We start from the raw sequence: 25,206 nt of genomic DNA, 5'->3' as shown, positions 1-25,206 counted from the left end.
TATGCCAGCCCTAAAAGGAGGTGGAGTGGTGATGGAGAATGTGTTTGCGATAACACTCTTTAACATGCCTTCGGTACGGCCCGCACTCCGCTGTAGCGGTGCGGGCCGTACCGAGGGAACCGACGCGGCGACACCCCCAGTCGCGGATTTCACCGCGGCCCGGGGAGGCGCGTCTGGGGTGGGGGAGGCCGTGATCGCCGGCCCTCGCCCCGGAAGGTGGTCCCGTGAGGCTTGCGCCGCCCCCGCGGTGGCGCACGCCTCTCTGTTGGGATCACTCGATGGCTGACTCCGTGGTCAGGCGGCCACCTGGAGGGACGCGTCCTGCTCGTCGTGGAACGGCGACCTGTCCGGGGTGGCCCTGTGCGCGCCGCGCCTGCCGCCGCGGGGTCCGCGGTACTCGTCCTCGACGGTCCGGTCGGCGCCCGCGTACCAGCCGGTGACGACCTGCCCGGCCACGACCGCGAACAGCAGTACGAACGGCACCGTCCACCCGCCGCTCACCTGGTGCAGCACGCCGAACGCCAGCGGTCCCGCACCCGCGATGAGGTATCCGATGCTCTGCCCGAACGCGGACAGCGCGCTGGTGGCCTCGGGCGTACGGGTGCGCAGGGCGAGCATCGACAACGCCAGCGGGAAGGTGCCCATGGCGACGGCCACGACGAGCGACCACACCCAGAGCGCGTGGCCCGTCATCAGGCCCGCGAACCCCACCGCGTAGAGGACGGCGAATCCGGCGACGAGGGGGCGCTGGTCGCGCAGGCGCGCCGCCAGCGAGGGCACGACCATGGAGATCGGGATGCCCAGGCCGGTGAAGACGGCCAGGACGGTCCCCGCCTGACCCGAGGTGTACCCGTTGTCCCGGAGGATCTCGGGGAGCCAGCCGAACATCACGTACGCGATGAGCGACTGGGATCCGAAGTAACCGGCGATGGCCCAGGCCAGCTTGGTGCGGACGAGATCGCCGGATCCCGTGTGCGCGAGGGTGCGGGACCGCTCCGGCTCATTGCGCGACAGCGCAAGCCACGGAATGGCGGCGACAGCGGCCAAGGCCGCCCACACTCCCAGCGCGATGTGCCAGTTGCCGTCGGCTGCCCGCTGAATGGGCACGGTCGCCGCTGCGGCGACCATCGTTCCGACCGCGAGAGCCGTCGAGTAGACGGTCGTCATGGCACCCGCACGGCGGGGGAAATGTTGCTTGATGAGGGTCGGGATCACGACGTTGCCGATCGCGCCGCCGGACAGCGCCACCACGCTCGCGGCCAGGAACACCGGTGTGCTCCCCACCAGGGCGCGTACGGTGAGGCCGACGCCGAGCAGGGCGAGCGCGACCAGGAGCAACCGGCGCTCGCCCATGACGCGGGACAGCGCGGGCGTGACGGCTCCGAACACGGCGAACGACAACACCGGCAGCGTCGTGAGCAGGCCGGTCGCCACGCCTGACATGCCGAGACTCGCGCTGACCTGGTCGAGCACCGGTCCCACGCTGGTCACGGCCGTCCGCAGGTTGAGCGCCGCCAGGGCGATTCCCGCTGCGATCAGCCAGGCCATCGACCTGTTGCCTTGTCTGTGTGCGGCGACGGCACTCATGCCGGTGTTCACTCCCGTTCGAAAGGGTTGTCCAGTCATCCCATGTTTCGACAACCGTACCAACGAGGATATTCCACGCGGTGAGGGGGTCCCCCGGGTCGCTAGGCGGCGGGACGGCGGCGGCGCAGCAGCCAGACCAGGCCGAGCACCGGCAACAGGAGGGGCACGAACCCGTAGCCGCTGCCGTAGCCGGACCACACGGTCGCGTCGGGGAAGGCCTGGGAGTCCGCGAGGCTCAGCGTTCCGACGATCAGGACCCCGGCCAGCTCGATCGAGCACGCGGCCAGCGCCACACGGCGGTTGTTCCTGGCCAGCGCCACCGTGAGCACGATGTAGACGACCGCCGCGAAGGCCGACAGCAGATAGGCGAGCGGCGCCTCGGCGAACTTCGTGGCGATCTGGACGCCGGCCCGCGAGGTGGCGGCGAGGGCGAACACCCCGTAGACCGCCACGAGCAGACGCCCCGGCCCGGACCTGACCTGCGGCTCACCCTGGGTCATGCGGCCCCGTTCCAGATCTGCATCAGCCTGCCGGTCATGACGGCGACGGTGAAGCCCGCCACCGCGATGACGCCGGGCCCCCAGCGGGTGCGCTCGGCCATCCCCCACCAGACGGCGGCCGGCGGGATGACGAGCGTTCCGGCCAGGTAGCCGATGAAGGTCGCCTTCTCCCGCACGTGCCCGATCCCGGACAGGGCGATGCCCGCCTGCACCAGCAGCGCCACTTCGAGCAGCGCGAGGCCCCCCAGCAGGACCACGCCCATGGTCCGGTCACGGACGGCCGTGACGATCCCGGCCAGGGCGAGGAGCAGTGCGGCGGCGATGACCCACCCCGAATAGGCGGCCGTCATCGCGCGCCGAAGGCCGGGAACGTCGGGGACATGGCCAGTAGATTATCGGCCCGGTCCCGCCGTCCGTGACGCAGGGCGAGGGACGGGCGGAGCACTCCTATGACCTGCGCGTCTCCTGGAGCAGGAGGTCGACGGCGTCCTGCGGGCGGCCGTCCCGGGCGTGGGCGCCGCGCTGGCGCGAGGCCGAGCTGCCCCTGCGCAGCGCCTCGTCGGCGAGCTCGGACACGACCTCCCAGTCCCCCAGCTCCTCCAGCGTCGGCCGGAGGTCGTCGAGCAGCCAGGTGATCAGCTTGGGGGCGCTCATCGGCCGGCTGTTCAGCGGCGACAACAGGTCGCCTTCGAGACCCGAGCGCGCCGCCCGCCAGTTCGCGGCCCGCAGGAGCGCGACGCGGTCCTCGCCCGCCGGGGGCATGCCCTTCACCACGGCCTCGCTCTCCCTCACGACCAGCGCCCGGAACAGTCCCCCGAGCAGCACCACGTCGTCCACCAGGGGGCACGAGTCGCAGACCCGCAGCTCGACCGTCGGCACGTGGGCGCTGAGCCGGATGTCGAAGTAGACCATGCCGGTGTCCTCGATGACGCCGGAGGCGACCAGGTCGTCCGCGGCCCGGTCGTACTCGGCGGCGCTGCCGAACGGCCCGACGGGGCCAGCCGTCGGCCACCGCTGCCACGCCAGTGCCCGGCTGCTGGCGTACCCGCTGTCGGCGTCCTGCCAGTACGGCGAGCTCGCGCTCAGCGCCAGCAGCGCGGGAAGCCACGGCTCCACCCGCTGGACGGCGAGCACGGCCACGTCCCGGTCATCGATCTCCACGTGGACCTGGGCTCCGCAGATGAGTTGCTCCTGGGCGAGGAACTGGTAGGAGTCGGACAGGTATTGGTACCGCCGGCCCGGCGAGATGGTGAAACCGTCCACGCCGGCCAGCGGAGTCGTCCCCGACGCGATGATGCCGACCCCCAGCGGCTCGGCGGCCGCCCTGAGCGCGCCGCGGAGCCGTACGAGCTCGGCCCGCACGTCCATCAGGTCCTCGCACGGCGTGCTGTTGGTCTCCACCACCGAGCGCTGCAGCTCGGCGGCGAACCCCTCCCCCGGCAGGCGATCGAGCATCGCCTGGGCCAGCGGAGTCAGCCGCCGCGACTCCAGGTCGACGACGAGGAACTCCTCTTCCACACCCACCGGTCTTCTCAGCGTCATGCCAGCTCACTACCCACGTCACGCGGAATACCCTTGACGCGATCTTGAACGCGTCCTACGATCTGGGCAATTTGTTAATAACCCTTATTAACAAAAGCTCAGGAGGATCTGTGCGCCCCCGGACCCTGCTCCGATCACTCGCCGCGCTCGCCCTGACATTCGCCGGCCTGACGGCACTGCCCGCCGCCGCCTCGCAGGCGGCCACCCAGCCGATCGTCCTTCCCGGCTACAAGATCCAGTCGTCGTCGGTGACCCCGGACACCGGCGCGACGATCTCCTCGCCCGGTTACGCCGCGCCGGGCTGGTACGCCGCCGGACCCCGCTCGACCGTCTTCGCCGCCCTGGTCGCGGACGGCGTGTACCCCGACCCCTTCTACTCCACCAACATGAAGAACGTTCCGGCGTCGGCCTTCACCGTGCCCTGGTGGTACCGCTCGGACTTCACGCTCGGGCCGGAGACCGGGCTGAGCACGTTCCTGGACTTCACCGGGCTGATCTCGGGCGGCGACGTCTGGGTGAACGGAACCCAGGTGGCCACCGGGCTCGCCGGGGCGTACACGCGCAACGAGATCGACGTGACCTCGCTGGTGCACCCCGGGACCAACTCGGTCGCCTTCAAGGTCAACCCGAACGACCCGAACAAACAGCTGACGCTCGGCTGGATCGACTGGGTGCAGAACCCGCCCGACCGGAACATGGGCATCTTCCGCGACGTCCTCGTCCGGCGCAGCGCCTCGGTCGCCCTGCGGAACGCCCACGTCGTGACCTCACTCAACAGCGCGCTGAACCGCGCCGACCTGACGGTCAAGGTCGACGCGCGCAACGACTCCTCCTCCCCGGTCACCGCCACGATCGCCGGCACGGCCGGCTCGCGGAGATTCCGCCAGGCCGTGTCGCTCGCCGCCCACGAGACGAAGACGGTGTCCTTCCCGCTCACCGTCACCCACCCCCGGGTCTGGTGGCCGTACGGCATGGGCGGCCAGCCGCTCTACGACCTCAACGTGACCTCCACGGTGAACGGCGCCGTGACGGACTCCTCATCGTCGAAGTACGGCATCCGCTCGGTGACCTCGTCGCTCGACGCGAGCGGCCACCGCCTCTACAAGATCAACGGCCGCCCGATCCTGATCCGCGGCGGCGGCTGGTCCTCGGACATCTTCCTGCGCTGGGACGCCACGTACGTCCAGGACAAGTTGAAGTACGTCCGGGACATGGGCCTGAACACGATCCGGCTGGAGGGCCACCTGGAGTCGGACGAGCTGTTCGACATGGCCGACCGGATGGGCATCCTCGTGATGGCCGGCTGGGAGTGTTGCGACAAGTGGGAGGGCCAGACCAACGGCGGCGAATCTGGCGACCCGTGGACCGCGGCCGACTATCCGATCGCCAAGGCCTCCATGGCCGCGGAGGCGGCGCGGCTGCGCGACCACCCGAGCGTGTTCACCTTCCTCATCGGCAGCGACTTCGCGCCGAACGCCACGCAGGAAGCCGACTACCTCAGTGCGCTGGACGCGGCCGACTGGAACACGCCCGTCGTCGCGGCGGCCTCGGACAACTCCTCACCCCAGCTGGGCGACTCCGGCATGAAGATGGAGGGGCCCTACGACTGGATCCCGCCGAACTACTGGTATGACAAGCGGCTCGGCGGAGCCTCGGGCTTCGCGTCCGAAGTCAGCGCGGGGCCTGACATCCCCACGGTCGACTCGCTGAAGCGGATGCTCTCCCCCGACGAGCAGAACACGCTCTGGCAGAACCTGAACGCCGCCCAGTACCACCGCTCTCCGTCGAGAACCTTCGACGACCTCACCTTGTTCAACAACGCCCTCGTGGGCCGGTACGGCGCGCCCACCGGCCTCGACGACTACGTGCGCAAGGCCCAGCTCGCCCAGTACGAGAACGTGCGCGCCCAGTTCGAGGCGTTCGGGCGCAACTTCACCGACGCGTCCGACCCCTCGACCGGCGTCATCTACTGGATGCTCAACAGCGGCTGGAGCTCGCTGCACTGGCAGTTGTTCGACACCTACCTCGACCAGGGCGGCGCCTACTGGGGGACCAAGAAGGCCACGGCGCCGCTCCACGTGCAGTACTCCTACGACGACAAGTCCGTGGTCGTCGTCAACTCGACCCACACGCCCGCCGCGAGGCTGACCGTGAAGACCGACGTCTTCGCCCTCGACGGCACGAACAAGTACAGCAACACCGCGAAGGTCACCGCACCCGCCGACGGCGGCCGGGCCACCGCGGTCACCATCCCCTCGATCAGCGGCCTCCCCTCCACCTACCTGTTGCGGCTGACGCTGAGCGACAAGTCCGGCGAGATCGACCGGAACGTCTACTGGTTGTCGACCGCGAACGACACGCTCGACTACGACGACAGCGACTGGTACTACACGCCGACCACGTCGTACGCGGACCTCAAGGGCCTGACGGGCATGGCGCAGGCACCGATCTCGGTCACCGCCACGTCGGCGTCGGCGGGCACCGCGACGGTCACGGTGAAGAACACAGGCACGGGGAAGGTCCCCGCGTTCTACCTCGACGCCCACGTGGTCGACGCGTCCGGGACCCCGGTCCTGCCCGCCCAGTGGTCGGACAACGCGATCAGCCTCTGGCCGGGTGAGTCGAAGACGCTCACCGTCACCTACCGGGGCTCCGCCGCGGGCGTTCGCGTCACCGGGTGGAACACCTCGACACAGACGGTGACGTTCGGCGGGACGGGCCCGTCCCCGTCGAAGGTCTACCAGGCGGAGGACGCGCGGTTGTCGATGGCCGGGGCGTCCACCGACCACACCGGGTACACCGGCTCAGGCTTCGTCGACTACGGCGACAGGGCCAAGGGCTACGTGGAGTGGACCGTCGACGCCGCCGCGGCGGGACCCACGCCGCTCACCATCCGGTACGCCAACGGGACCACGGCGAACCGCCCGATGGACATCTCCGTCAACGGCAAAGTGGTGGCCTCGAAGGTCGCCTTCAACGGCACCGGCGGCTGGGACACCTGGGCAGACCGGGTGGTCACGGCGAATCTCAGGGCCGGGACGAACACGGTGAGGGCCACCGCGACGTCAGGCCACGGCGGGCCGAACGTCGACAAGATCACTGTCGGCTGACGGGAGGGCGTCCGGCAGGGCGCGTGAGACGCTGGACACATGCGGATCAGGCTGCTGGGACCTCTGGAGGTCCTCGACGACACCGGCCGGACCGTCGACATCCCGGGAACACGTCTGCGCGCCCTGCTGGCCCGGCTCGCGCTGGATCCCGGCCGGGCGGTCTCCGGCGCGGAGCTCGTCGAGGCCGTCTGGGACGGCCGGCCTCCGGCGGGCGGGGCGAACGCCCTGCAGACCCTGGTGTCGCGGCTGCGGCGCGTCCTTCCCGCCGAGGGCCTCCTGGAGCTGCTGCCCACGGGTTACCGGCTGGCCGTGCCCGCCGAAGACGTCGACGTCCCAGTGTTCGAACGGCTGGCCGCCGACGGGCGGGCGTGGCGCGACGCCGGTGACCTGACGGCCGCCGGCGACCTGTTCGACCAGGCGTTGCGGCTCTGGCGGGGCGGACCGCTTCCCGATCTGGCGTCGACCGGGTTCGGCGCGGCCGCCTCCGCCCGCCTCGGCGAGCTCCGGCTGCGGATCGTCGAGGACCGCGCCGAGGTGGAGCTGGCGACCGGCGGGGACCCGGCGGACCTGGCGACCGAGCTCGCAGCCCTGGCCGCGGCGCACCCGCTGCGGGAACGACTGAGCGCGCTGCGCATGCGGGCGCTCGCGGCCGCGGGCCGGCCGTCCGAGGCGCTCCTGGTGTTCGAGGAGCTGCGCGGGGTTCTGGCCGACGAGCTGGGCGCCGACCCCTCCCCCGCCGTCCGCGAGGTGCACACCGCGATCCTGCGGGGCACCCCGGCGCCTGCCGTACCGCTGGGCGCATCCGAGGGTGCGCACGGCCGTGCCGTACGGCCAGGCGTCCGGGCGGACGTCCGCGCAGGCGATCGAGCAGGCGATCGAGCACCGGACGGCGCCGGGCGGCACGGCGACTGGCGCGGCGGCTGGCGCGGCGATCGGCGCGGCAATCTCCGCGCGCCGGTGACGAGCTTCGTGGGGCGTGAGGACGACGTGGCCCGGGTCGGCGACGTCCTCGGCGAGGCCCGGCTCCTGACGCTGGTCGGGCCGGGCGGCGCGGGCAAGACCCGGCTCGCGGAGGAGATCGCCGCGACGCTTGCCGCTCAGTACGCCGACGGCGTGTGGTCGATCGAGCTCGCCGACGTCCGCGACCCGGAATGGCTGCCCGCCGCGGTGTCCCGCGCGCTCGGGCTGCGGGAGGCCGGCCTGCGCGGCGGAACCGGAGACGGAACCGACGCGGGAGGCGGGACCGACGCCGGAGACGACGGCAGGACCGACGGCGCGGCGGCCAGGCTCGCCGCGCGCATCGGCGACCGGCACACGCTCCTGGTGCTGGACAACTGCGAGCACCTCATCGAGGCGTGCGCCCGCCTGGCCGACCGCGTCCTCGCCGGCTGCCCCGGTGTCCGGATCATCGCGACGAGCCGGGAGCCGCTCGGCATCTCCGGCGAGTTCCTCCATCCGGTCGGGCCGCTCCGGCTGCCGCCGGAGGACGTGGAGCTCGCCGGCGCCGCCGGCTATCCGGCGGTGCGCTTGTTCCTCGACCGTGCCGCGGCCGTGCGCCCGGGATTCACGCTCACTCCGGGCGACCTGCCCCACGTCCTCGACATCTGCCGGCGCCTCGACGGTCTGCCGCTGGCCATCGAGCTGGCCTGCACCCGCCTGCGGTCGCTGAGCCCCGCGGAGATCGCCACCCGGCTCTCCGACCGGTTCCGGCTGCTCACCGGGGGCAGCCGGACGGCGCTGCCGCGCCACCAGACCCTGCTGGCCGTGGTCGAGTGGAGCTGGCGGCTCCTGACGGAGGCCGAGCGCACCGTGGCCGGTGGGCTGGCGGTCTTCACCGGAGGCGCGACGATGGACGCGGCCCAGGCCGTATGCGCGGGAAGCGTCAGCCAGGACGAGATCGCCGAGGCGGTCTCGGCGCTGGTGGACAAGTCGCTCGTCGAGATGGTCGAGACCCCCGGACTGCCGTCGCGATATCGGATGCTCGACACCATCGCCGCCTTCGCGGCCGGGAGGCTCGCGGACTCCGGCGAGGCGGATCGGGCGCGGCGGGCGCACGCCGCGTTCTACCTGGCGCGGGCCGAGACCGCGGAGCCCGGCCTGCGGGCCGGCGCCCAATTGGAGCACCTGGCCTGGTTCGACCGGGAGTACGGCAACCTGACCGCCGCCCTGCGCTGGGCCGTGGACAGCGGCGACGAACGGACCGCGGTCCGGCTGACCGCCGCACTCGGATGGTTCTGGGTATTGCGCGACACCCACGACGACGCGGTCGGATGGCTGCGCCGCGTGCTGGACCCGCCGGGCGGGCACGCCACCGCCCTCAGTCGCCGCACCGCCGCCGCCCTCAGCCACGCCCCCGCTCCCACCGCCACTCCCAGTCACGCCGCCGCCCTCAGCCGTGCCCCCGCTCCCAGCCATGCCGCCGTCCCCGGCCGCACCCTGGCCACCGCGTACGCGTACCACGCCCTGTACCAGAGCGGCGGCGATCCCCCCCGGAGCGCCTCGTCGGCGGCCACGGCGCGTGCGCTGGCCGGCGACGACGAACGTCTGTGGCATCCCGCCGTCGCCTTCATGGTCATGATCTTGGGCGAACTCCACGGCGGGGCCCGCGACGGACGCCTGACCACGCATCCGGACGACTGGATCTCGGCCCAGGCCGAATTGCTGGCCGGGTACGCCGCACAGAACGACGGCCGCCTCGACGCGGCCGGAACGCACTACGAAAGCGCGCACGCGAGGTTCACCGCGACCGGCGACAGGTGGGGCATCGCCTCGGCCGCGAGCATCCTGGCCGGCTTCCACGGCATGTCCGGCAGGCACAGCGCGGCCATCGAAGCCGCCGGCGAGGCGCTTGACCTGATGCGAGCCCTGGGTGCGACGTCCGACGCCGCCTGGATGGAGGCGCAACGCGGCCTCCACCGGCTGCGCGCCGGGCAGGCGGCGGAGGCTCTCGTTGATCTGACGAACGCCGAACGCGCCGGGCTGGCAGGCCGGTTCATCACCGTGGTCGCCACGGTGCGGATCGGGCTGGCCACCGCCGCCCGTACCGCCGGAGATCACAGGGGTGCGAGGGGGTCGCTCGCCCAGGTGATCGCGGGCCTGCGGGGGGAGAGATGGGCCGAGACCCAGATGCGCGTCCTCGCCCTGGTCGAGCTGAGCCGGCTCGCGATCCTGTCGGGAGACTTGGAGGAGGCGCGCGCCCACCTGCGTGACGCCGCCGGAGACCTCAACGCGGGCGGGGCGGCGCGTTTGGGAGCGGCCGGAGTGGCCGAGGCGCTGGCCGATGTGGCCTTGGCCGAGCATCGCCCCGGCTCCGCCGCCACGTCGCTCGGCCTCGCCGCGGCCCTGCGCGGCACCCCCGACCGCGGCAATCCCGACGTCCTCGACAGCGAACGACGTGCCCGCGCCGAGCTCGGCGAGGTCTTCGACGACGAGTACGCGGCCGCGGCCTCACTCGACGCCGCCGTCGCCCTGGACCGGCTCCGTGAGTCCGTGTCCGCCGGCTAGCCCCGGCGCCGGCCGGCCCTTCGCCGACTCCGCCCGCGACCTTCCCGACGATCAGCCCCGGCGCCTGTAGGCGAGCACGGCCAGCGGCGCGAAGACCACCACGATGCCCGCTGACCAGGCGAGCGATGACGGCACCGATCCGGCCGCGGGCAGGCCGAGCGTCAGGGACCGCACCGCGTCCGACACCTGGGTGACCGGGTTGATCCTCACCCACGCCTGCAGCCAGCCGGGCAGCTTCGCGGTCGGGACGAAGACGTTGCTCCCGAAGGTGAGCGGGAAGATCAGGACCATGCTGAGCGCCTGGACGGTCTCCGCGGTCCTCGCCACCACGCCGATCAGCACGCCGATCCAGCAGGTGGCGAGCGCGAACGCCATCATCAGCCCGGCCGCGCCCGCCACCGCCGGCACGCCACCGCCGAACCGGAAGCCCAACGCCGCCCCGATCGCGAACACCAGCACGACGGACAGCGCGTACTTGACCGAGTCGCCGAGGATGTGTCCGATCAGGGGCGCCGACCGGGCGATGGGCATGCTGCGGAACCGGTCGTAGACCCCGTCGCGCAGATCGGTGTTGAGTGCGAGCGCGCTGCCGAGCGAGGCGAACATCAGCGCCTGGATCGCGATGCCCGGGATCACGAACCGCAGGTAGGCGTGCCAGTCACCCGAGACCGCGTTGCCGAACAGGAAGACGAACGTCAGGACGAACGTCACCGGCATCAGCAGGATGTCCAGCAGCTGATCCGGGGTGTGCCGGAACTTCACGATGTCGCGCCACGCGAGCGTCACGCTGTGGCGGGCCGTCCGCATGGGGTTCATCGTGCGGCCTCCACCGGAGCGTCGGGCCCGGTCAGAGCCAGGAACACCTCGTCCAGGCTGGCCAGTCGCACGCCGATCTCGGCCACTTCGATCCCCGCGATCTCCAGCCGGGCCGCGACCGCGGCCAGCACAGCTCCGGCTCGGCTGCCGAGCGGCAGCGCCGCCGAGACCAGACCCCCTTCTCGGTCCCGTACGACCGGCACCCCGGTGACATCGGCCACGATCTCCTCGACGTCCCCGGCTCGGTCGCGCTCGACCGGCCGCAACTCGATCGTCTGCCGTCCCACCTTCGCCTTCAGCTGCGCCGGTGTGCCGGTCTCCACGACCCGGCCGTGGTCGATCACCGAGATCCCCTGGGACAACTGGTCGGCCTCTTCGAGGTACTGCGTGGTCAGCAGCACCGTCGTGCCGCCGGCCGCCAGGCCGCGCACCAGGTCCCACACGTCACCCCGCGACCGGGGGTCCAGCCCCGTCGTCGGCTCGTCGAGGAACAACACCGCCGGGGTCCCGACCAGGCTCGCGGCGACGTCCAGCCGGCGGCGCATGCCTCCCGAGTACGTCCTGACCAGGCGGCCACCCGCCTCCGCCAGCCCGAAGCGCTCGAGCAACTCGCCCGCCCGCTCCCGCGCCCGCCGTCCGGGAAACTCGAGCAGACGGGCGACGAGCAGCAGGTTCTCGAACCCGGTCAGCGCCTCGTCCACAGCCGCGAACTGGCCCGTCAGCCCGATCAGAGCGCGCGCCTGCTCGGGGCGCCGCAGGACGTCGACGCCGCAGACCGAGGCGTGGCCCGCGTCCGGGCGCAGCAGTGTCGAGAGGATGCGGATCACTGTGGTCTTGCCGGCGCCGTTGGGCCCCAGCAGGCCCCACACGCTTCCCGGCGGGACGGCCAGATCGAGGCCGGCCAGTGCTGTCGTCTCGGCGTAGCGCTTGACCAGGCCTTCGGCCTCGATCGCGTTGGGCCGCGCGGAAGCCGACTGTACGGAATTCGATGGTGGAGAAGTCATGCGCCCACGATCACGACTTCCGCTGGCACGGCCCGCACACGGCGCTGGCACGGCCCGCACACGGCGCCCCGTGGGACGGCTCGCGGGTACGGCTGCGTGAATCAGCCCGGGGACGGCTCGCGGGTGCGGCCCGCACAAGGCATCCGGGGGGACGGCTCAGTCGAACGGCTCGGGAGCGCTCACCACACCGGCGCGGAGCACCGATGTGGTCCGCGCCAGTGTGATCCCCGGCGGCGTGGCGCGATCAGGCGTCGGCGGTGGCGGCCGGACTGTCGTCGCTGATCACAGGCTCGGGCAGGGTGCCCGCATTGTGCTCCAGGAGACGCCAGCCCTTACGGCCCTGCTCCAGGACGGACCACGCGCAGTTGCCGAGGCCGCCCAGGGCCGGCCACAACTCCTGCGGCAGGCCCATGAGACGGACGATGCCAAGGCGGAGGGCCGCGCCGTGCGATGCCACGACCAGCAGACCGTCGTCACCGGTCCTCGCAGACCACCGGAGGATCGCCTCCGAGACGCGCTCGGCCACGTCGGTCACGTGCTCGCCGCCGGGTGCGTCCCACGCCTCGAACTCGGCGGGCCACCCGGCCTTGATCTCCTCCCGGGTGAGGCCCTCCCACTCGCCGCCACCACGTTCCCGTAGGTCCTTGTCGACCACGACCTCGAGACCGCTGACGCGTCCGAGAGCGGAGGCGGTGTCGTACGCCCGGCGCAGGTCGGACGAGACGATCATCGTGGGCTGCAGTGCCGCGAGCAGGGACGCCGCCCGGGCCGCCTGCGCGACACCGGTTTCATCGAGGGCGATGTCGGTGTGCCCCTGGAAGCGCCTCTCGACGTTCCACACGGTCTGGCCGTGACGGAGGCAGACGATCCGGCGGCTCACTCCGCCTCCTCGTACCGCTGCGTCACTGAATTCCGCTGCGTCACCGAGTACCGCTGCGTCACTGACCAGCCCCGCGGGAGCGCTGGGCGGCCACCTGGGTGACGCTCTCCGGAAGCGGGATCGAGGGGCAGTCCTTCCACAGCCGCTCCAGGGCGTAGAAGGTGCGGTCCTCTTCGTGCTGGACGTGCACCACGATGTCGAGGTAGTCGAGGAGCACCCAGCGGCCCTCCCGCTCGCCCTCCCGGCGAACCGGCTTGGCGTCGGCCTCGATGCGCAGGCGGTCCTCGATCTCATCTACCACGGCGCGGACCTGACGGTCGTTGGACGCGGAGCAGAGTAGGAACGCGTCGGTGATGACGAGCTGGTCGCTCACGTCGTAGGCGATGATGTCGTCGGCCAGCTTCTCAGCGGCGGCCTCGGCTGCGACCTTCACCAGCTGTATTGATCTCTCAGATGCGGTCACGATGCGGCTCTGTCCTCCTTTGACGGCATCTCCAGGGTGCCCACTCCATGGTGGTCCCCACAACCTGTTTCCCGGAGTGACCCTATCGGGACACGCCGACAATCCCGAGTTATCCCCAGGCGTAGACATTTCAACGCGTAGCGGTGACCACCGATTCCGGCTTGGAGCTCCTGCCCGGTGGGTGGCGGCCCAGGTCATATCGGTAAAGTGCCCCGATATTACATATGTCCTAGATCGGCGGGGTTGGGGATGACGGAGGTCGAGTCAGGCCTGAGACGTGTCGCGCTCGATGTCCGTCCACTGAAGATCCCCGCCTACCGTCGGCTGCTCGTGGGCCAGGGAGTGTCGTTCATCGGCTTCCAGCTCACGTCCGTGGCCGTCAGCGCCGAGATCTACGACATCACGAAATCATCGTTGTGGGTGGGCCTGCTCGGCCCCGCGAACCTCATCCCACTGGTGATCTTCGGGCTCTGGGGCGGCGCCATCGCCGACGCCGTCGACCGCCGCAAACTCCTGCTCGCCGGGTCGGTCGTCGCCTGGCTGGCCACGCTGGCCCTGCTCATCCAGACGTGGGCCGGGCTGAAGAACGTCTATCTCATCCTGGTCGCGGTCGTCCTGCAGTCGATCGGATTCTCGATCACCTCGCCGACGCGCGGCGCGATCATCCCGAGGCTGCTCCCGAGGGAGCGCGTCGCCGCGGCCAACACGCTCAACTTCCTGGTGAGCAGCCTCGGTTCGGTCCTGGGCCCGCTGCTGGCCGGCGTGGTGCTCGTGCAGGGCGGCTACGGCACGGCGTACCTGGTCGACGGCATCCTGTTCGGCGCGGGCTTCTACGCCGCCATACGGCTGCCGCGCCTCGAACCGCTGGGTGAGATCTCCCGGCCGGGCCTGCGCTCGGTGGTCGACGGGCTGAGCTACATCGTGAGCAAGCCCATCGTGATGATGTCCTTCGCCGTGGACATCATCGCCATGGCGTTCGCGATGCCCCGGGCACTGTTCCCCCAGATGGCGGCTGAGCGGTTCGACGGATCCACCGTCGCCTTCGGGTGGCTGTCGGCGAGCATCGCGATCGGCTCGGTCACGGCCGGCGTGTTCTCGGGATGGATGGGACGCGTGCGCCGCCAGGGAATGGCGCTGACCTTCGTCATCGCGGTGTGGGGCCTCACCGTGGCCGCGGCGGCGTTCGCCCAGCAGTTGTGGCTGGTCGTCGTCCTGCTGGCCATGGGCGGCGCCGCCGACCTGGTCTCCGCCGTGTGGCGGCAGACGATCCTGCAGACCTACGCGCCCGACGAGATGCGCGGGCGCATGCAGGGAGTGTTCATGGTCGTGGTCGCGGGCGGTCCCCGGCTCGGGGATCTGCGGGCGGGCGCGACGGCAAGCGCGTTCGGGCTCGTTCCCGCGTGGGCGGGCGGCGGAGTGGCCTGCGCCGTGCTCGTCCTGATCACGGGTCTCTCCGTCCGTGCGTTCAGGCGCTACGACTCCGTGGCCGACCGCCTCAAGGAGCAGTGACGCCCGCGCTGAGGCTCCTCCCCCGGAGGCTCCGCAGGCGGCTCGAACCGTCCTAGGACGCGGCACGCGAGCGACTTCACGCGTCCCCGCTGGTCACAGGCGCCTTTGGTACCGTCCTGATCATCTCGGGTACGCCGGAGGCGCGTGATGCGCAGTCCCGGCGAATCTCCATGTGTGTTCTTCGGGGGATCTATGCATTCGCTTTCCGTTGCGCCCACCGCCTGGGCGCGCCGGGCCGCCGCCGGAATCGGGGTGACGCTCGTGACCATGGTCGTGACCCTGGGCGCGTGCCCGGCCTCGGCCGCGCCGACCGACCGGGTCAAGGCCTGGGGCCTCAACAGCTCCGGCCAACTCGGCGACGCCACACTGAACGAACGGCACACGCCGGCGACCGCGGCCGGGGAGACCGGCGCCGACGTCTCGCAGGTGTCGGCCGGGGAGTCTCACACCCTGGCGCTACTGACGAACGGCACCGTCGAGGCCTGGGGGCTGAACAGCGACGGCCAACTCGGCGACGGCAGCGGGGTCGGCCACTCCACGCCCGGCACCGTGGCGAACCTGCTCGGCGTCCGCGCGATCGCCGCGGGCGCCAACCACGGCCTCGCGCTGCTGTCCAACGGCACCGTCATGGCCTGGGGGAACAACGACAACGGCCAGCTCGGGGACGGCACGAACATCGACAGGGCGCTTCCCGTGCCGGTCCTCAACCTCACGGGCGTGGTCGCCATCGCCGCGGGCATCGACCACAGCATGGCGCTCCTGTCCGACGGCACCGTCCGGACCTGGGGGTCCAACGTCTTCGGCCAGCTCGGCGACGGCACGCTGATCAGCAGCTCGCTCCCCGTCGCGGTCTCCGGCCTGACCGCCGTCCGATCCATCGCCGCAGGCGGGTTCCACAGCCTGGCCGTACGGACGGACGGCACCGCACGGTCCTGGGGGCGCAACGACTTCGGCCAGCTCGGCAACGGGACGAACACCATGAGCACGGTTCCGGTGAGCGTTCTCGCCCTCACCAACGTGCAGGCCGTCGAAGGGGGCGGCTTCCACAGCCTGGCCCTGCTGACGAACGGCACCGTCCGCTCCTGGGGCCTGAACAGCTCCGGCCAGCTCGGCGACGGGACGACGACCAACCGGTCTGCCCCGGTGGCCGTCCTCGGCCTCACCGGGATCGCCCTGATCAGCGCGGGCAATTTCCACAGCCTCGCCTACCCGAGCGCCGGACCGGTCACGACCTGGGGAGACAACCTCTCCGGTCAGCTCGGCGACGGCAGCACCACCAACCGCACCGTTCCCGTCGGCATCCGGACCGGCCGCATCGGGATCGTCTCCATCTCCGGTGGCGGAGCGCACAGCGTCGTCTTCTGACCGTCACCGCTCGAACACAGAGGCCGCTCTCCGATCGGAGGGCGGCTTCTGCCGTACCTGGATCTGGGAGAGTATGCGGCATGCAACCTCCGCAGTCTTCCTGGCGCAGGATCGTGCGCGGCGTCGGGCTGGTCGGGCTCGGGTGGCTGGCCGCTGTCGTGATGTTCAGCCCCGACTTCGCGAACCTGCCGTGGTCGTACGCATTCACCATCGCGGTGGTCCTCGGCGGCCTGGGACTGGTGAAGGCATTCGCGAGTCTGGTCCTCGTCCTTCGGAAGGACTGGAGGAATCGCGGCCCGGCGTAGCCATCGGGCCGTTCCCCCGGATCGACAGCCCCGCCAGGTACCCCGGATGCCTTTCGCCCGGATCAACTGCCGGCGAACACCCTCGAAGCTCAGGCAGATGTCGCCGCCCTCTCCCACCGTATGTTCACGAACAGCACCGAAGGCAGGGCGCCTTCAGCGAGCGGTGCGGACGTTCAGCCACTCCGCCGCAACCACGCGGTAACCGAGCTCGGAGAAGAGGTAGCCGGCCACAGCGATCATGTGGGCCGCGCCCCACGGCACGCCCACCGTGATCGGCTCCTTGCCTCGCTCCTGGTGGATCCGCGCGAGGCAGTCGAGGAGCTGCTTGTCGCGGTCATGAAGGATGGCCCTGCGCCAGGCCGTCTTCGCGCGCCCGCCGGCCCACCCATCATGTCCGGTGAGGTCGGTGATGTCGATGGCGCGTCCCGGCCACCTGATGGCCATCAGCCAGTCCGGCACCGCGGCGACAGTGTCGATGACGATGTTGAGCCACCTGGCAGGCTTGGTCTCATCGTCCTCGTCAGGCCAAAGGACGGGAATATCGAGCGATTCGACCTCAAGGCCGACCAGCTGGTGGACGAGGCCGTCGGCGCGGATCCTGGCGAGCCTCCGATGCAAGGGAAGATCGGCATAGGGCTGCCCTTCGGCGACGATGAGGTCACACTCGCGCAGCCGCTCCGACACCTGATCGTAGAATGCCTGTTCGGCGACATGCAGCATCGGGACGAGGAGGAATCTCATCGGTGAGCCCGGCTGCCGGAACGTCAGGACAGCGGATCGGACCCCGATGATGCTGCTCTCGATGAACTGCATGAACGCCTCCCGCAGCAGGGCCGTCAGGCAGCTCAACGATCACCGCTCGCCCAGGAGTTCCGAACCGTCGATCAGGCCATTCGAGTGAGCCCTTTCCATCCAACGGGACCAGGAACGATGCTGGCCAGGCAGCGATTTCGACTTTCAATGGCTTTCGCTGCTCTCCGCGGTTTTCGACGGTCATGCGCCCCTCGGTGTGCCCTCGGCCCGATGAGCATCGACGCCGACCGACCGCGTCCGCACCGCCCGCATGTGAGAAGGCGGGACATGCCGACGGCGCGGGGGTGGCCGTACGCGGTCAGGTGAGCGGGTCGTACTGGAACGCCCGAACCTCCTGCGAGCAGCGGCAGGAGGCCGCGATCTTCTTCGCCCACTCCAGCGCCGCCTCGCGGGAGGGCAGGTCCAAGATGGTGTACCCGCCGTTCAACTGCGTGGTCTGCGGATAGGTGCCGTCCGTCACCGTGCCGTCACCGGCCACGAGGACGGGGGCGACGGCTTCGTCTATCCCGCCGCCGAAGACGTACACGCCGGCATCCTTGGCCTCCTGGATGACCGCGTGGGAGTCGCGTACCACGTCAGGAAAATCCTCGTCCGAGATCACCATGGCGGCGCTGGGGAAGGAGATGAGAAAGTGCGTCACCCCTCGATCCTGCCGTGCGCCGGCGACATCGTCGAGGTGTTCCTCGATCAGCGCTTCCCGGCCTTCCCGCGCACCTGCTCAGAGGAGGGCGAGGTCCGTCGTTTCGCAGGAGGTACGACTGACCGGTTTGGACTACCGGATACCGCTCACGTGAGTAACAATGCGGTCTCTCTCGCTCGCGGAGCGCTCCCTCGAAGCGCACCATGCGGCAATAGGCCGGCGCACTGAGCGATCGAAGAAGCGTGGCGAGCGATCCATGTCAACTCCTGAACCCGAGAGGCAGCTGACGGCCCCACCGGCCGAGCCCGCACCTCCCCAGGCGTACCACGGACGGATCATGCTGATCGTCGGCGCCGTCCTCCTGGCAGCGGTCGTCATCGCCGTCCTCAGCCGGGGCGAAGCGCCGCCGCCCGCCGCCGACGACATTCCCACCTCCGTCCCCATCGGGGAACGCCCGCACTACGTGCACTACTCGATCGGCGGCACCGCGGAGACGGTCGACGTGGTGATGCAGAGCCCGGCCGGGGCCGAGCAGACGTCGAACGCGACCCTGCCGCAGGGAATCAGCTACGAGATGAGCTCCGGCGACTTCACCTACGTCCAGCTGCAGAACTGCGGCGAGTCCGGCGAGGTGACCTGCCAGATCTACGTTGACGGAGACGTGATCAGCGAGAACACCTCGTCGGGCCCACACTCAATCGTCACCTGCGAGGGCACCGTCCCTTAGCCGTCGGCGGCGCGACGGTCGGGCGCACCGCCGGAACATCTAGTGGTTGCCGTCCTGGTAGAGGTCGCGCTTGTTGATGCGCCCGCCCGCCTGCGGCTCGAGAGCGCAGTCGGTGACCGTCATCGGCGGCGGGGCCCCAGGACGCCAGCAGGTCCGAGTCGACCCAATGCCGCCAGACGACGTCCCGGGCGCGGCCAGCACGCGCTCGAACGAAAAGGTGCGCCCGTCCAATGCGTACGTCGGACTGTCCTGCGAGTCAAAGGAACCGGCAATTGTGCTGACGCTCTGGATCATCGTCGGATAACAGTTTTTTGAGAATTTAAGGAAAAGTACATCGGACTGACGCGGCAGGTCGGACGCAATGCGGGTGGGTCGAAGTAGACCTAACCATTACCTTCCAAAGAGAGGGTCACGGGGCTGTATTGTTCCTCCCCGAGAGAAAGGTGCGCCCCTCGATGAATTGGCAAAACAGCGTAAGTAAACTCCCACCTGTGGCTGCCGTCCTGCTGCTCACCGTGGCCCTGACCACCGGTTGCAACAGCCAGGCGGCGCCCCCCGGCGTCTCCGGTTCGTCCCAGTCCACCGGTCTCGAGTCAGCAACCGATACGGATACCGTCTCGGCCGCGGGGGCCGCAATGTCCACGCCGTCCACGCCGGCCAAGCCGGCCACGCCGTCCACGCCGGCCAAGCCGTCGACGTCGGCCAAGCCCCCCAAGCCGTCGGCACCGTCCTCGCCGACACCGTCGCGCAGTGCGGCGGCCGGCGCCGTTCGCGGCGGCTGGGTGCCGGTGAACCAGGCCGCATGGAAGCAGGCCCTGGACGTCTACCACAAGGTCGCACCCAAGAAGGTCCCCGCGGGAATCGTGCGAGTCCCCGAGTTCCACACCGACTGCTCGATGTCCGCCCGGGCGGCGGACGACCCGATCGTGCTGCCCGGTCTGCCTGGCGCCTCCCACATGCACACTTTCTTCGGTCCGAAAGTGAATGCCACCACCACGCCGGCCAAGCTGTTCACGAGCCCCACGACCTGCAACGCGCCCGGGGACCACAGCGCCTACTGGGTTCCGCAACTGCTGCGTGACGGCAAGCCGGTCCCAATGAAGAACTTCCGCGTGTACTACGGCTCCCGGCTCAAGGACCCGTCGACGGTCGTGCCGTTCCCCCCGGGTCTGGTCATGGTGACCGGCGACGCCAAGCGACAGGTGGCGACGCCGAAGGGCGCCTCCGGCCAGTTCTGGTGCGCCGGCAGCGCGGAGATCGGACGCAGCGCCGACGGCAACTGGCCGGTCTGCGCGAAGGGCGGCAATCTGATTCGTCAGGTGACGTTCGAGGACTGCTGGGACGGCAAGCACATCGACTCGCCCGACCACAAGTCGCACATGGGGCCGGCCACCAACGGCAAGTGCTCCGGCAAGTATCCGGTAGCGGTCCCCAACATCTCGCTCATGGTCGGCTACAACTCCCTCGGCGGTAACGGCCTGAAGCTGTCGTCGGGCATGGCGTCCTCGATGCACGGGGACTTCATGAACGCATGGAAGCCGGAGAAGCTCGGCGCGCTGGTGAAGATCTGCATCAACGCGGACGCCAAGTGCGGCACCACCCCCGGCTGGAACAGCTGACCGATCCCCACTTCGCACGACCGTGCCGGTGATTCCGCGATTCGCGGGGTCACCGGCACGGTGGAGGTACCCGGACGGGACTTCCACCGGCAGGCGACGAGCTTACGGACACAAAGATCCGCCGCAATGTCACGTCGTCAGCGCCGTCCTGCTGGGCGCACGAAAGATCACGGCTGGCATATTTCCGCAAGGGAATGATGTCGCGTTCCCAGGGAGTCTTTGTGGATCGTTCCCATGTCGTGTGGTTCGTTGCCAATCGCATTCGGCTCGATTTTTCTGTGATTCGGCGAGTCTCCACAGCGTCTCCATAAAGAAAGGACTCTCTGTACGGAGAGCGTTCTCGTCATGGCCTCACGGTCTGAGACCGAGCAGATCCGGTGTCGCCTGCTTGTGAGGAGATCTCATGCGTTCGCTCGTATCTGGGCCTCGCTTCTTCCGAGATCCGAGCGGCCCTAGCGAGAGGAGCTGACATGCGAGCGGGCACGATCGGTGCGCCGATCCTCGCAGTGGTCGCGGTGTTGCTCGTCACGCGGTGCGTCGCCGCCGGGCCGGCCGCCCATTCGAGCCATCTGGCAGCGCAGGCGCAGGCCGTGCAGCCGATTCCGGGCGGCGCGCCGGCACCAGCGGTCACCTCGTCGGACTCCTTCAACGCGACCGACGTCGCGTGGTTGCAACTGATGATCCCGATGACCGAGCAGGCCGTGCGGCTCTTCGATCTGGCCCCGGACAAGACCTCCAACCCGGAGATCGTGTCGTTGTCCATGACCCTCGGCGCCGCGCATCGCGCCGAGCTGGGGCGCCTGCACAGCCTGCTCGACCGGTCAGGCGTGCCGTACGTGAACGTGCACGAGGGACACAACATGCCGGGCATGGTGACGGCGGCCGATCTCGAAGCGATCAACGCGGCCGACGGCGCGGCGTTCGACCGGCTCTTCGCCCAGCACGCGCGCGACTTCCTCAGGCAGTCCGTGCTGGTGGCGCAGGGAGAGCAGGACGAGGGGGCCGACGCGGACACCAAGGCGTTCGCCGCGACGATGGCCGAGGCTCACGCGGGTGAGCTCACCGGGCTCGAAGGCGTCGGGCAGTGAGGAACGCCGCGGCCGTGCGACCCGTTCACGACGGCAAAGCCGTTCCCACCGCGCCCAGGCGGCGCAGGATGCCTCAACGGGCAGCGGCGCCGCACGCGCATCCGCTGGTCGTGCTCATCCTGATCGCCGGAGGCGCCGTCGCCGCGACCTCCGGATGCTGGTCGGGGATGGGCTCGGTGAACGGGCTGGACGGCTGGCTCGCCTGGGCGGGCCGGCTCACCGGCCTGCTCGCCGGATATGCCTGCGCGATTCTCGTGACGCTGGTGTCGCGGACGCCGCTGCTGGACCGGGGGATCGGCTCGGACCGCCTGGCCCGCTGGCACGCGGTGATCGCCCGGTACACGATCGTGCTCTCGCTCGCGCACATGGTTTTCGCGACCGCTGCCCGCATCGACGGCTCCGGAGCGGGCCTGCTGGGCGGCTCCGTGAGACTGATCGTGGACGGGCCCGAGTTGCCGGAGGCGACGGTCGGTCTGGCGCTCCTCGTCGGCGTCGGGATCGTCTCGGTCCGGAAGGTGCGGCGCCGGCTGCCCTACGAGCTCTGGCATTACCTGCATTTCGTCACCTACGCCGGGATCTTTCTGGCGTACGGGCACCAGTTGCTCGGGCCGGACTTCCTCGGCGACCCACTGGCCACAGCCCTGTGGCTGGCTCTTTACGCGTCTGCCGCCATCCTGCTGATCTGGTATCGCTTCCTCACGCCCGTGCGCCGGGGTCTGCGTCACCGTCTCACGGTGGCCGAGATCCGCAGGGAGTCGCCCGGCGTGGTGTCGGTCTATCTGATCGGCGAGCACCTCCGCGAGCTGGGCGCCGAGCCCGGGCAGTTCTTCCGCTGGCGATTCCTGACTCGGGGCTTGTGGTGGACCGCCAATCCCTACTCGTTATCCGCTCCGCCCAACCCCCGCTTCCTGCGGATCACCGTAAAGGCGGTCGGCCACCACAGCCGCGCACTCGCCGGTCTGCGGCCTGGTGTCCGGGTGTGGGCCGAGGGTCCGTACGGCGCGCTGACCGCGGCTCGCCGGCGGCGTCCCCAGGTGCTGCTGGTGGGCGGTGGCGTGGGCATCAGCCCGCTGCGCGCGCTTTTCGAGACCTTGCCGGGCCAGGTGACGCTGGTCTACCTGGCTCGCCGGGACGAGGACCTGATCCTGCGCAACGAGCTGGACGCCATCGCGGCAGCGCGGGGCGCCAAGGTCCTTTACACCGTCGACGAGACACCCGGATCACGGCGCGGCCGTGCCGTACCGCTGACCGGACGGTCACTGAGGGCCCTCATTCCCAGCCTGGCCATGCACGACGTGTACCTGTGCGGTCCCGCCGGGATGACGACCGCGGCCCGGCAGGCCCTACGTCGCGCCGGTGTGCCTGATCGCCGCATTCATTTGGAGCAGTTCGACTTCTGATCGACCCTGCGGGCGCCTATTGATCATCCGTCCGGATCAAGCCGCATGTCGACGCTCCCTGAGGACACCACCGAGTCGATCATGCGGGGTGGAGGGACCGGAGTGCTGGAGCGTTACCAGCGGACGCACACCTGCGCTGGTCAGTGGTTGCCGTCCTGGTAGAGGCCGCGCTTGTTGATGTAGCGCGCACGCTGGTCACCTGACCAGGCGTGATACGGATCGATGCTGGTCAGGCCGTAGTTTCGCCTTTCAACGTCTCTCGTTGATGTCCACGGTTTCTGGTGGTCATGTGCCCTCGGTGTGCCCTGACCTCTTCGATGCGAAGCCAATTGGACATGGCGCTGCGTCTCCCGGCACCACCGGGAGACGCTTGCGCCGTCTAGTGTCGGTCAGGGCTAGCCGGAAATGTATTTGCAGTCGTTGAAGGTGTTGATGCCGGGGCCGCCGGCGCACGAGTTCGACGAGCCGGGTCCGCCATTGAGGTAGTCGTCGCCGGCCATGCCCACGAGGACGTCCTTGCCGTCCCCGCCGTACAGTTCGTCGTTGCCGTCCATGCCGAGCAGCGTGTCGTCACCGCCCAGGCCGAACAGCCACTCAGCGGTCTCACGGCCGCTCAGCGTGTCGTTGTAGGCCGACCCGAAGATCGCCTCGAAGTCGTTGAAGACCTGATCGCCCTCGCCCGGCATCCCGTTGGGAGTCACCCGGCTGAGGCTCACGTCCACCCCGGCGGTGGCCGAGCGATACAGCAGAGCGTCGGTCCCGGTGCCGCCGTTCACCGAGTCCGCGCCGGACCCCGCGTCGACCACGTCATTGCCCTCGTTGCCTTCGACCCGGTCGGTGCCTTCGCCGCCATAGATGGCGTCGTCGCCGAGGCCGCCGTCGATGGTGTCGTCACCGCCCATGCCGCAGATGACGTCGCTGCCGCCGTAGCCGCCATAGATCGTGTCCGGGCCGGGTGAACCGTAGATGACATCGTCCCCGGGCGAGCCGTAGATGGTGCCGGAGCCCGTGCTCGTGGCGAAGTCACCGGCACAGTCCTGAGCCTGGTCACGCAGGACGATGGCCGGAAACCCGTTCTCGGCGTTCGCCTGGACCGTGAGGTAGCGGCCGGTCCGGGACAAACCGAACTTGACGAAGGGGACTTCAACGGGGTCCGTGGTGGGGTACTGCAGCGGAGTGCCGTCCAAGCCGGTCAGCACCCGCTGACTCCCTGTAATGACATTCCGGAACATCAGCTTGAATTCAGGTCCCGGGCTCGTGTAGACGACGTACCTGCCGTCGGCAGTGATCTCCGGTGCGGCGCCCGTTCCAGCAGCCGCTCCATTCTCATCGGCGCTGACCAATGTGGTCGTCCCGCTCACGAGATCCCGGAGATAGACGTCGGGCAGGTTGTCGGTGTCCTGCGGCAGTAACCGTTCCTTGGTGGCGAACACCAGCTTGCCGCTGTTGCTGATGGACGGGGAGGTCCATATCGCCGAAGCGTTGGGCGTGCTGATGACCCGGGAGTAGCGTCCGGTGACCTGGTCGAAGACCGACAGCGTGACCGTCACATTCGTCGGGTCCCGCCACAGGAAGGCGATGTACCGGCCACCCGGGCTCACCCCCGCAGCGGAGTAGACGAAGGAATTGATCGGGGCCTGAGGATCCCTGAGCCATTGGGTCTCGCCGGTCACGAGATCGTGGAGGTACAGGTTTTCCATGTTCAGCGGCGCGCCTGGGGCCAAACCCGTGGCGAATGATCCGAACACGACGGTACGCACCCCGTCGAACTCAACCCCTCTAATGGATTGGTACCCGCCTGGCAGTTGACCGGTGCTGCTCACATCCACCCGGGTGACGACATCCGTCGCCAGATCCTGCACGTAGACGCCGTCGCTGCCATTGCATCCCTTGATATAGACGGCCTGGCTGCCGTTCTCACTTAGATCCGTGATGGTGGTGGTGGGACCAGGGGTACCGACAGTCTTCGTCTCTCCGGTCTTCCGGTTCACCACGTACGACGCGACGTCGCAGCGGCCACCAGGACCATTCACGGTGTAGCCGATAACGTTGCCGTCGGCGCTGATATCGGGGCTCCCCGATGTAAGGAATGAGAGCCAGTTGGGGCCGATATATTCGGGCTGGTAGACCGTTGCCACCGGAAGGGGCAGGCTCCGGACAGCCGCGAGGTCGGGGCCTCCGGCGGCCGACGCTGGAGCCGCCTGGACCACCATCGTCGTGGCCAGCGCCGTGGCCAACGCCAGCGCTTGGGCGGCTTTTCGTGGCCTCACAAGAATTCGTCCCATGGGATCTTCCTTGATCAGATCGATTTGGGCCGGCATGTTCGAGTGTTCG

General features: G+C 69.7%; 21 protein-coding genes. 9 read left to right on the top strand and 12 right to left on the bottom strand.

The features are described 5' to 3' along the window. Positions 1 to 294: 294 nt before the first annotated feature. The 4 genes from Psi02_RS30280 to Psi02_RS30265 form a co-directional block, all read right to left on the bottom strand. Positions 295 to 1,587: a CynX/NimT family MFS transporter gene (locus Psi02_RS30280; RefSeq protein WP_239095288.1), complete on the bottom strand. Its 1,293-nt coding sequence runs from the start codon at positions 1,585 to 1,587 to the stop codon at positions 295 to 297. 101 nt (positions 1,588 to 1,688) lie between these two features. Beyond that, positions 1,689 to 2,087 (bottom strand): hypothetical protein, encoded by a 399-nt coding sequence (locus Psi02_RS30275; protein WP_203979247.1) that lies wholly within the window; start codon positions 2,085 to 2,087, stop codon positions 1,689 to 1,691. Next, entirely contained in the window at positions 2,084 to 2,437 is a 354-nt protein-coding gene (locus tag Psi02_RS30270; RefSeq protein WP_203979246.1) for a hypothetical protein, read from the bottom strand. The genes Psi02_RS30275 and Psi02_RS30270 overlap by 4 nt, the downstream gene beginning before the upstream one ends. A 97-nt stretch (positions 2,438 to 2,534) precedes the next feature. Beyond that, positions 2,535 to 3,629 (bottom strand): carboxylate-amine ligase, encoded by a 1,095-nt coding sequence (locus Psi02_RS30265; RefSeq protein ID WP_239095287.1) that lies wholly within the window; start codon positions 3,627 to 3,629, stop codon positions 2,535 to 2,537. 110 nt (positions 3,630 to 3,739) lie between these two features. Here Psi02_RS30265 and Psi02_RS30260 point away from each other — a divergent pair, with 110 nt between their 5' ends. After that, positions 3,740 to 6,739 (top strand): glycosyl hydrolase 2 galactose-binding domain-containing protein, encoded by a 3,000-nt coding sequence (locus Psi02_RS30260; RefSeq protein WP_203979245.1) that lies wholly within the window; start codon positions 3,740 to 3,742, stop codon positions 6,737 to 6,739. A gap of 39 nt (positions 6,740 to 6,778) precedes the next feature. Next, entirely contained in the window at positions 6,779 to 10,243 is a 3,465-nt protein-coding gene (locus tag Psi02_RS30255; RefSeq protein ID WP_203979244.1) for an AfsR/SARP family transcriptional regulator, read from the top strand. 51 nt (positions 10,244 to 10,294) lie between these two features. On the opposite strand, the gene Psi02_RS30250 is transcribed toward Psi02_RS30255, so the two are convergent. The 4 genes from Psi02_RS30250 to rsfS all read right to left on the bottom strand — a co-directional run bounded on the left by Psi02_RS30250 (position 10,295) and on the right by rsfS (position 13,406). Next, positions 10,295 to 11,059 carry an ABC transporter permease gene (locus Psi02_RS30250; RefSeq protein WP_203979243.1) on the bottom strand — a complete coding sequence of 255 codons (765 nt, stop codon included), beginning with the start codon at positions 11,057 to 11,059 and terminating at the stop codon, positions 10,295 to 10,297. Continuing rightward, on the bottom strand, positions 11,056 to 12,063 hold the full coding sequence (locus Psi02_RS30245; RefSeq protein WP_203979242.1) for an ATP-binding cassette domain-containing protein: 1,008 nt from the start codon (positions 12,061 to 12,063) through the stop codon (positions 11,056 to 11,058). Before Psi02_RS30245 ends, Psi02_RS30250 begins: the two co-directional genes overlap by 4 nt. A gap of 244 nt (positions 12,064 to 12,307) precedes the next feature. Next, entirely contained in the window at positions 12,308 to 12,943 is a 636-nt protein-coding gene (locus tag Psi02_RS30240; RefSeq protein ID WP_203979241.1) for a histidine phosphatase family protein, read from the bottom strand. 58 nt (positions 12,944 to 13,001) lie between these two features. Then, positions 13,002 to 13,406 carry a ribosome silencing factor gene (gene rsfS, locus Psi02_RS30235; protein WP_203979240.1) on the bottom strand — a complete coding sequence of 135 codons (405 nt, stop codon included), beginning with the start codon at positions 13,404 to 13,406 and terminating at the stop codon, positions 13,002 to 13,004. A 249-nt stretch (positions 13,407 to 13,655) separates the two neighbouring features. Between rsfS and Psi02_RS30230 the strand changes: the two genes are divergently transcribed. The 3 genes from Psi02_RS30230 (at position 13,656) to Psi02_RS30220 (ending at position 16,585) form a co-directional block, all read left to right on the top strand. Then, positions 13,656 to 14,915, top strand: a complete 1,260-nt coding sequence (locus Psi02_RS30230; protein WP_203979239.1) for an MFS transporter — start codon at positions 13,656 to 13,658, stop codon at positions 14,913 to 14,915. 192 nt (positions 14,916 to 15,107) lie between these two features. Next, entirely contained in the window at positions 15,108 to 16,280 is a 1,173-nt protein-coding gene (locus tag Psi02_RS30225; protein ID WP_203979238.1) for an RCC1 domain-containing protein, read from the top strand. A gap of 80 nt (positions 16,281 to 16,360) precedes the next feature. Further along, entirely contained in the window at positions 16,361 to 16,585 is a 225-nt protein-coding gene (locus Psi02_RS30220) for a hypothetical protein (protein WP_203979237.1), read from the top strand. Positions 16,586 to 16,738: 153 nt separating this feature from the next. Here the strand turns inward: Psi02_RS30220 and Psi02_RS30215 are convergent, their stop codons facing one another. Both Psi02_RS30215 and Psi02_RS30210 read right to left on the bottom strand, forming a co-directional pair. Next, a complete protein-coding gene (locus Psi02_RS30215) occupies positions 16,739 to 17,305 on the bottom strand; it encodes a hypothetical protein (protein ID WP_203979236.1) in 567 nt (188 codons plus the stop codon). A gap of 391 nt (positions 17,306 to 17,696) precedes the next feature. Then, complete coding sequence (locus Psi02_RS30210; RefSeq protein WP_203979235.1) at positions 17,697 to 18,038, bottom strand: YciI family protein; 342 nt, start codon at positions 18,036 to 18,038, stop codon at positions 17,697 to 17,699. Positions 18,039 to 18,294: 256 nt separating this feature from the next. Between Psi02_RS30210 and Psi02_RS30205 the strand changes: the two genes are divergently transcribed. Then, complete coding sequence (locus Psi02_RS30205; protein WP_203979234.1) at positions 18,295 to 18,765, top strand: MmpS family transport accessory protein; 471 nt, start codon at positions 18,295 to 18,297, stop codon at positions 18,763 to 18,765. 39 nt (positions 18,766 to 18,804) lie between these two features. Here the strand turns inward: Psi02_RS30205 and Psi02_RS30200 are convergent, their stop codons facing one another. Next, positions 18,805 to 19,059: a hypothetical protein gene (locus tag Psi02_RS30200; RefSeq protein WP_203979233.1), complete on the bottom strand. Its 255-nt coding sequence runs from the start codon at positions 19,057 to 19,059 to the stop codon at positions 18,805 to 18,807. Positions 19,060 to 19,256: 197 nt separating this feature from the next. Here Psi02_RS30200 and Psi02_RS30195 point away from each other — a divergent pair, with 197 nt between their 5' ends. The 3 genes from Psi02_RS30195 to Psi02_RS30185 all read left to right on the top strand — a co-directional run bounded on the left by Psi02_RS30195 (position 19,257) and on the right by Psi02_RS30185 (position 22,872). Next, entirely contained in the window at positions 19,257 to 20,384 is a 1,128-nt protein-coding gene (locus Psi02_RS30195) for a DUF1996 domain-containing protein (RefSeq protein ID WP_203979232.1), read from the top strand. 470 nt (positions 20,385 to 20,854) lie between these two features. Then, complete coding sequence (locus tag Psi02_RS30190) at positions 20,855 to 21,472, top strand: DUF305 domain-containing protein (RefSeq protein WP_203979231.1); 618 nt, start codon at positions 20,855 to 20,857, stop codon at positions 21,470 to 21,472. 68 nt (positions 21,473 to 21,540) lie between these two features. Next, entirely contained in the window at positions 21,541 to 22,872 is a 1,332-nt protein-coding gene (locus Psi02_RS30185) for a ferredoxin reductase family protein (RefSeq protein WP_203979230.1), read from the top strand. Between the two features lie 395 nt (positions 22,873 to 23,267). Here Psi02_RS30185 and Psi02_RS30180 read toward each other — a convergent pair whose 3' ends face one another. Then, a complete protein-coding gene (locus Psi02_RS30180) occupies positions 23,268 to 25,193 on the bottom strand; it encodes a calcium-binding protein (protein ID WP_203979229.1) in 1,926 nt (641 codons plus the stop codon). Positions 25,194 to 25,206 lie beyond the last annotated feature (13 nt).

The organism is Planotetraspora silvatica (genome assembly GCF_016863315.1).
Classification (GTDB): Bacteria; Actinomycetota; Actinomycetes; order Streptosporangiales; family Streptosporangiaceae; genus Planotetraspora; species Planotetraspora silvatica.
The sequence above is the reverse complement of the archived record's forward strand: the minus strand, read 5'-3'. Positions and strand labels throughout refer to the sequence as shown.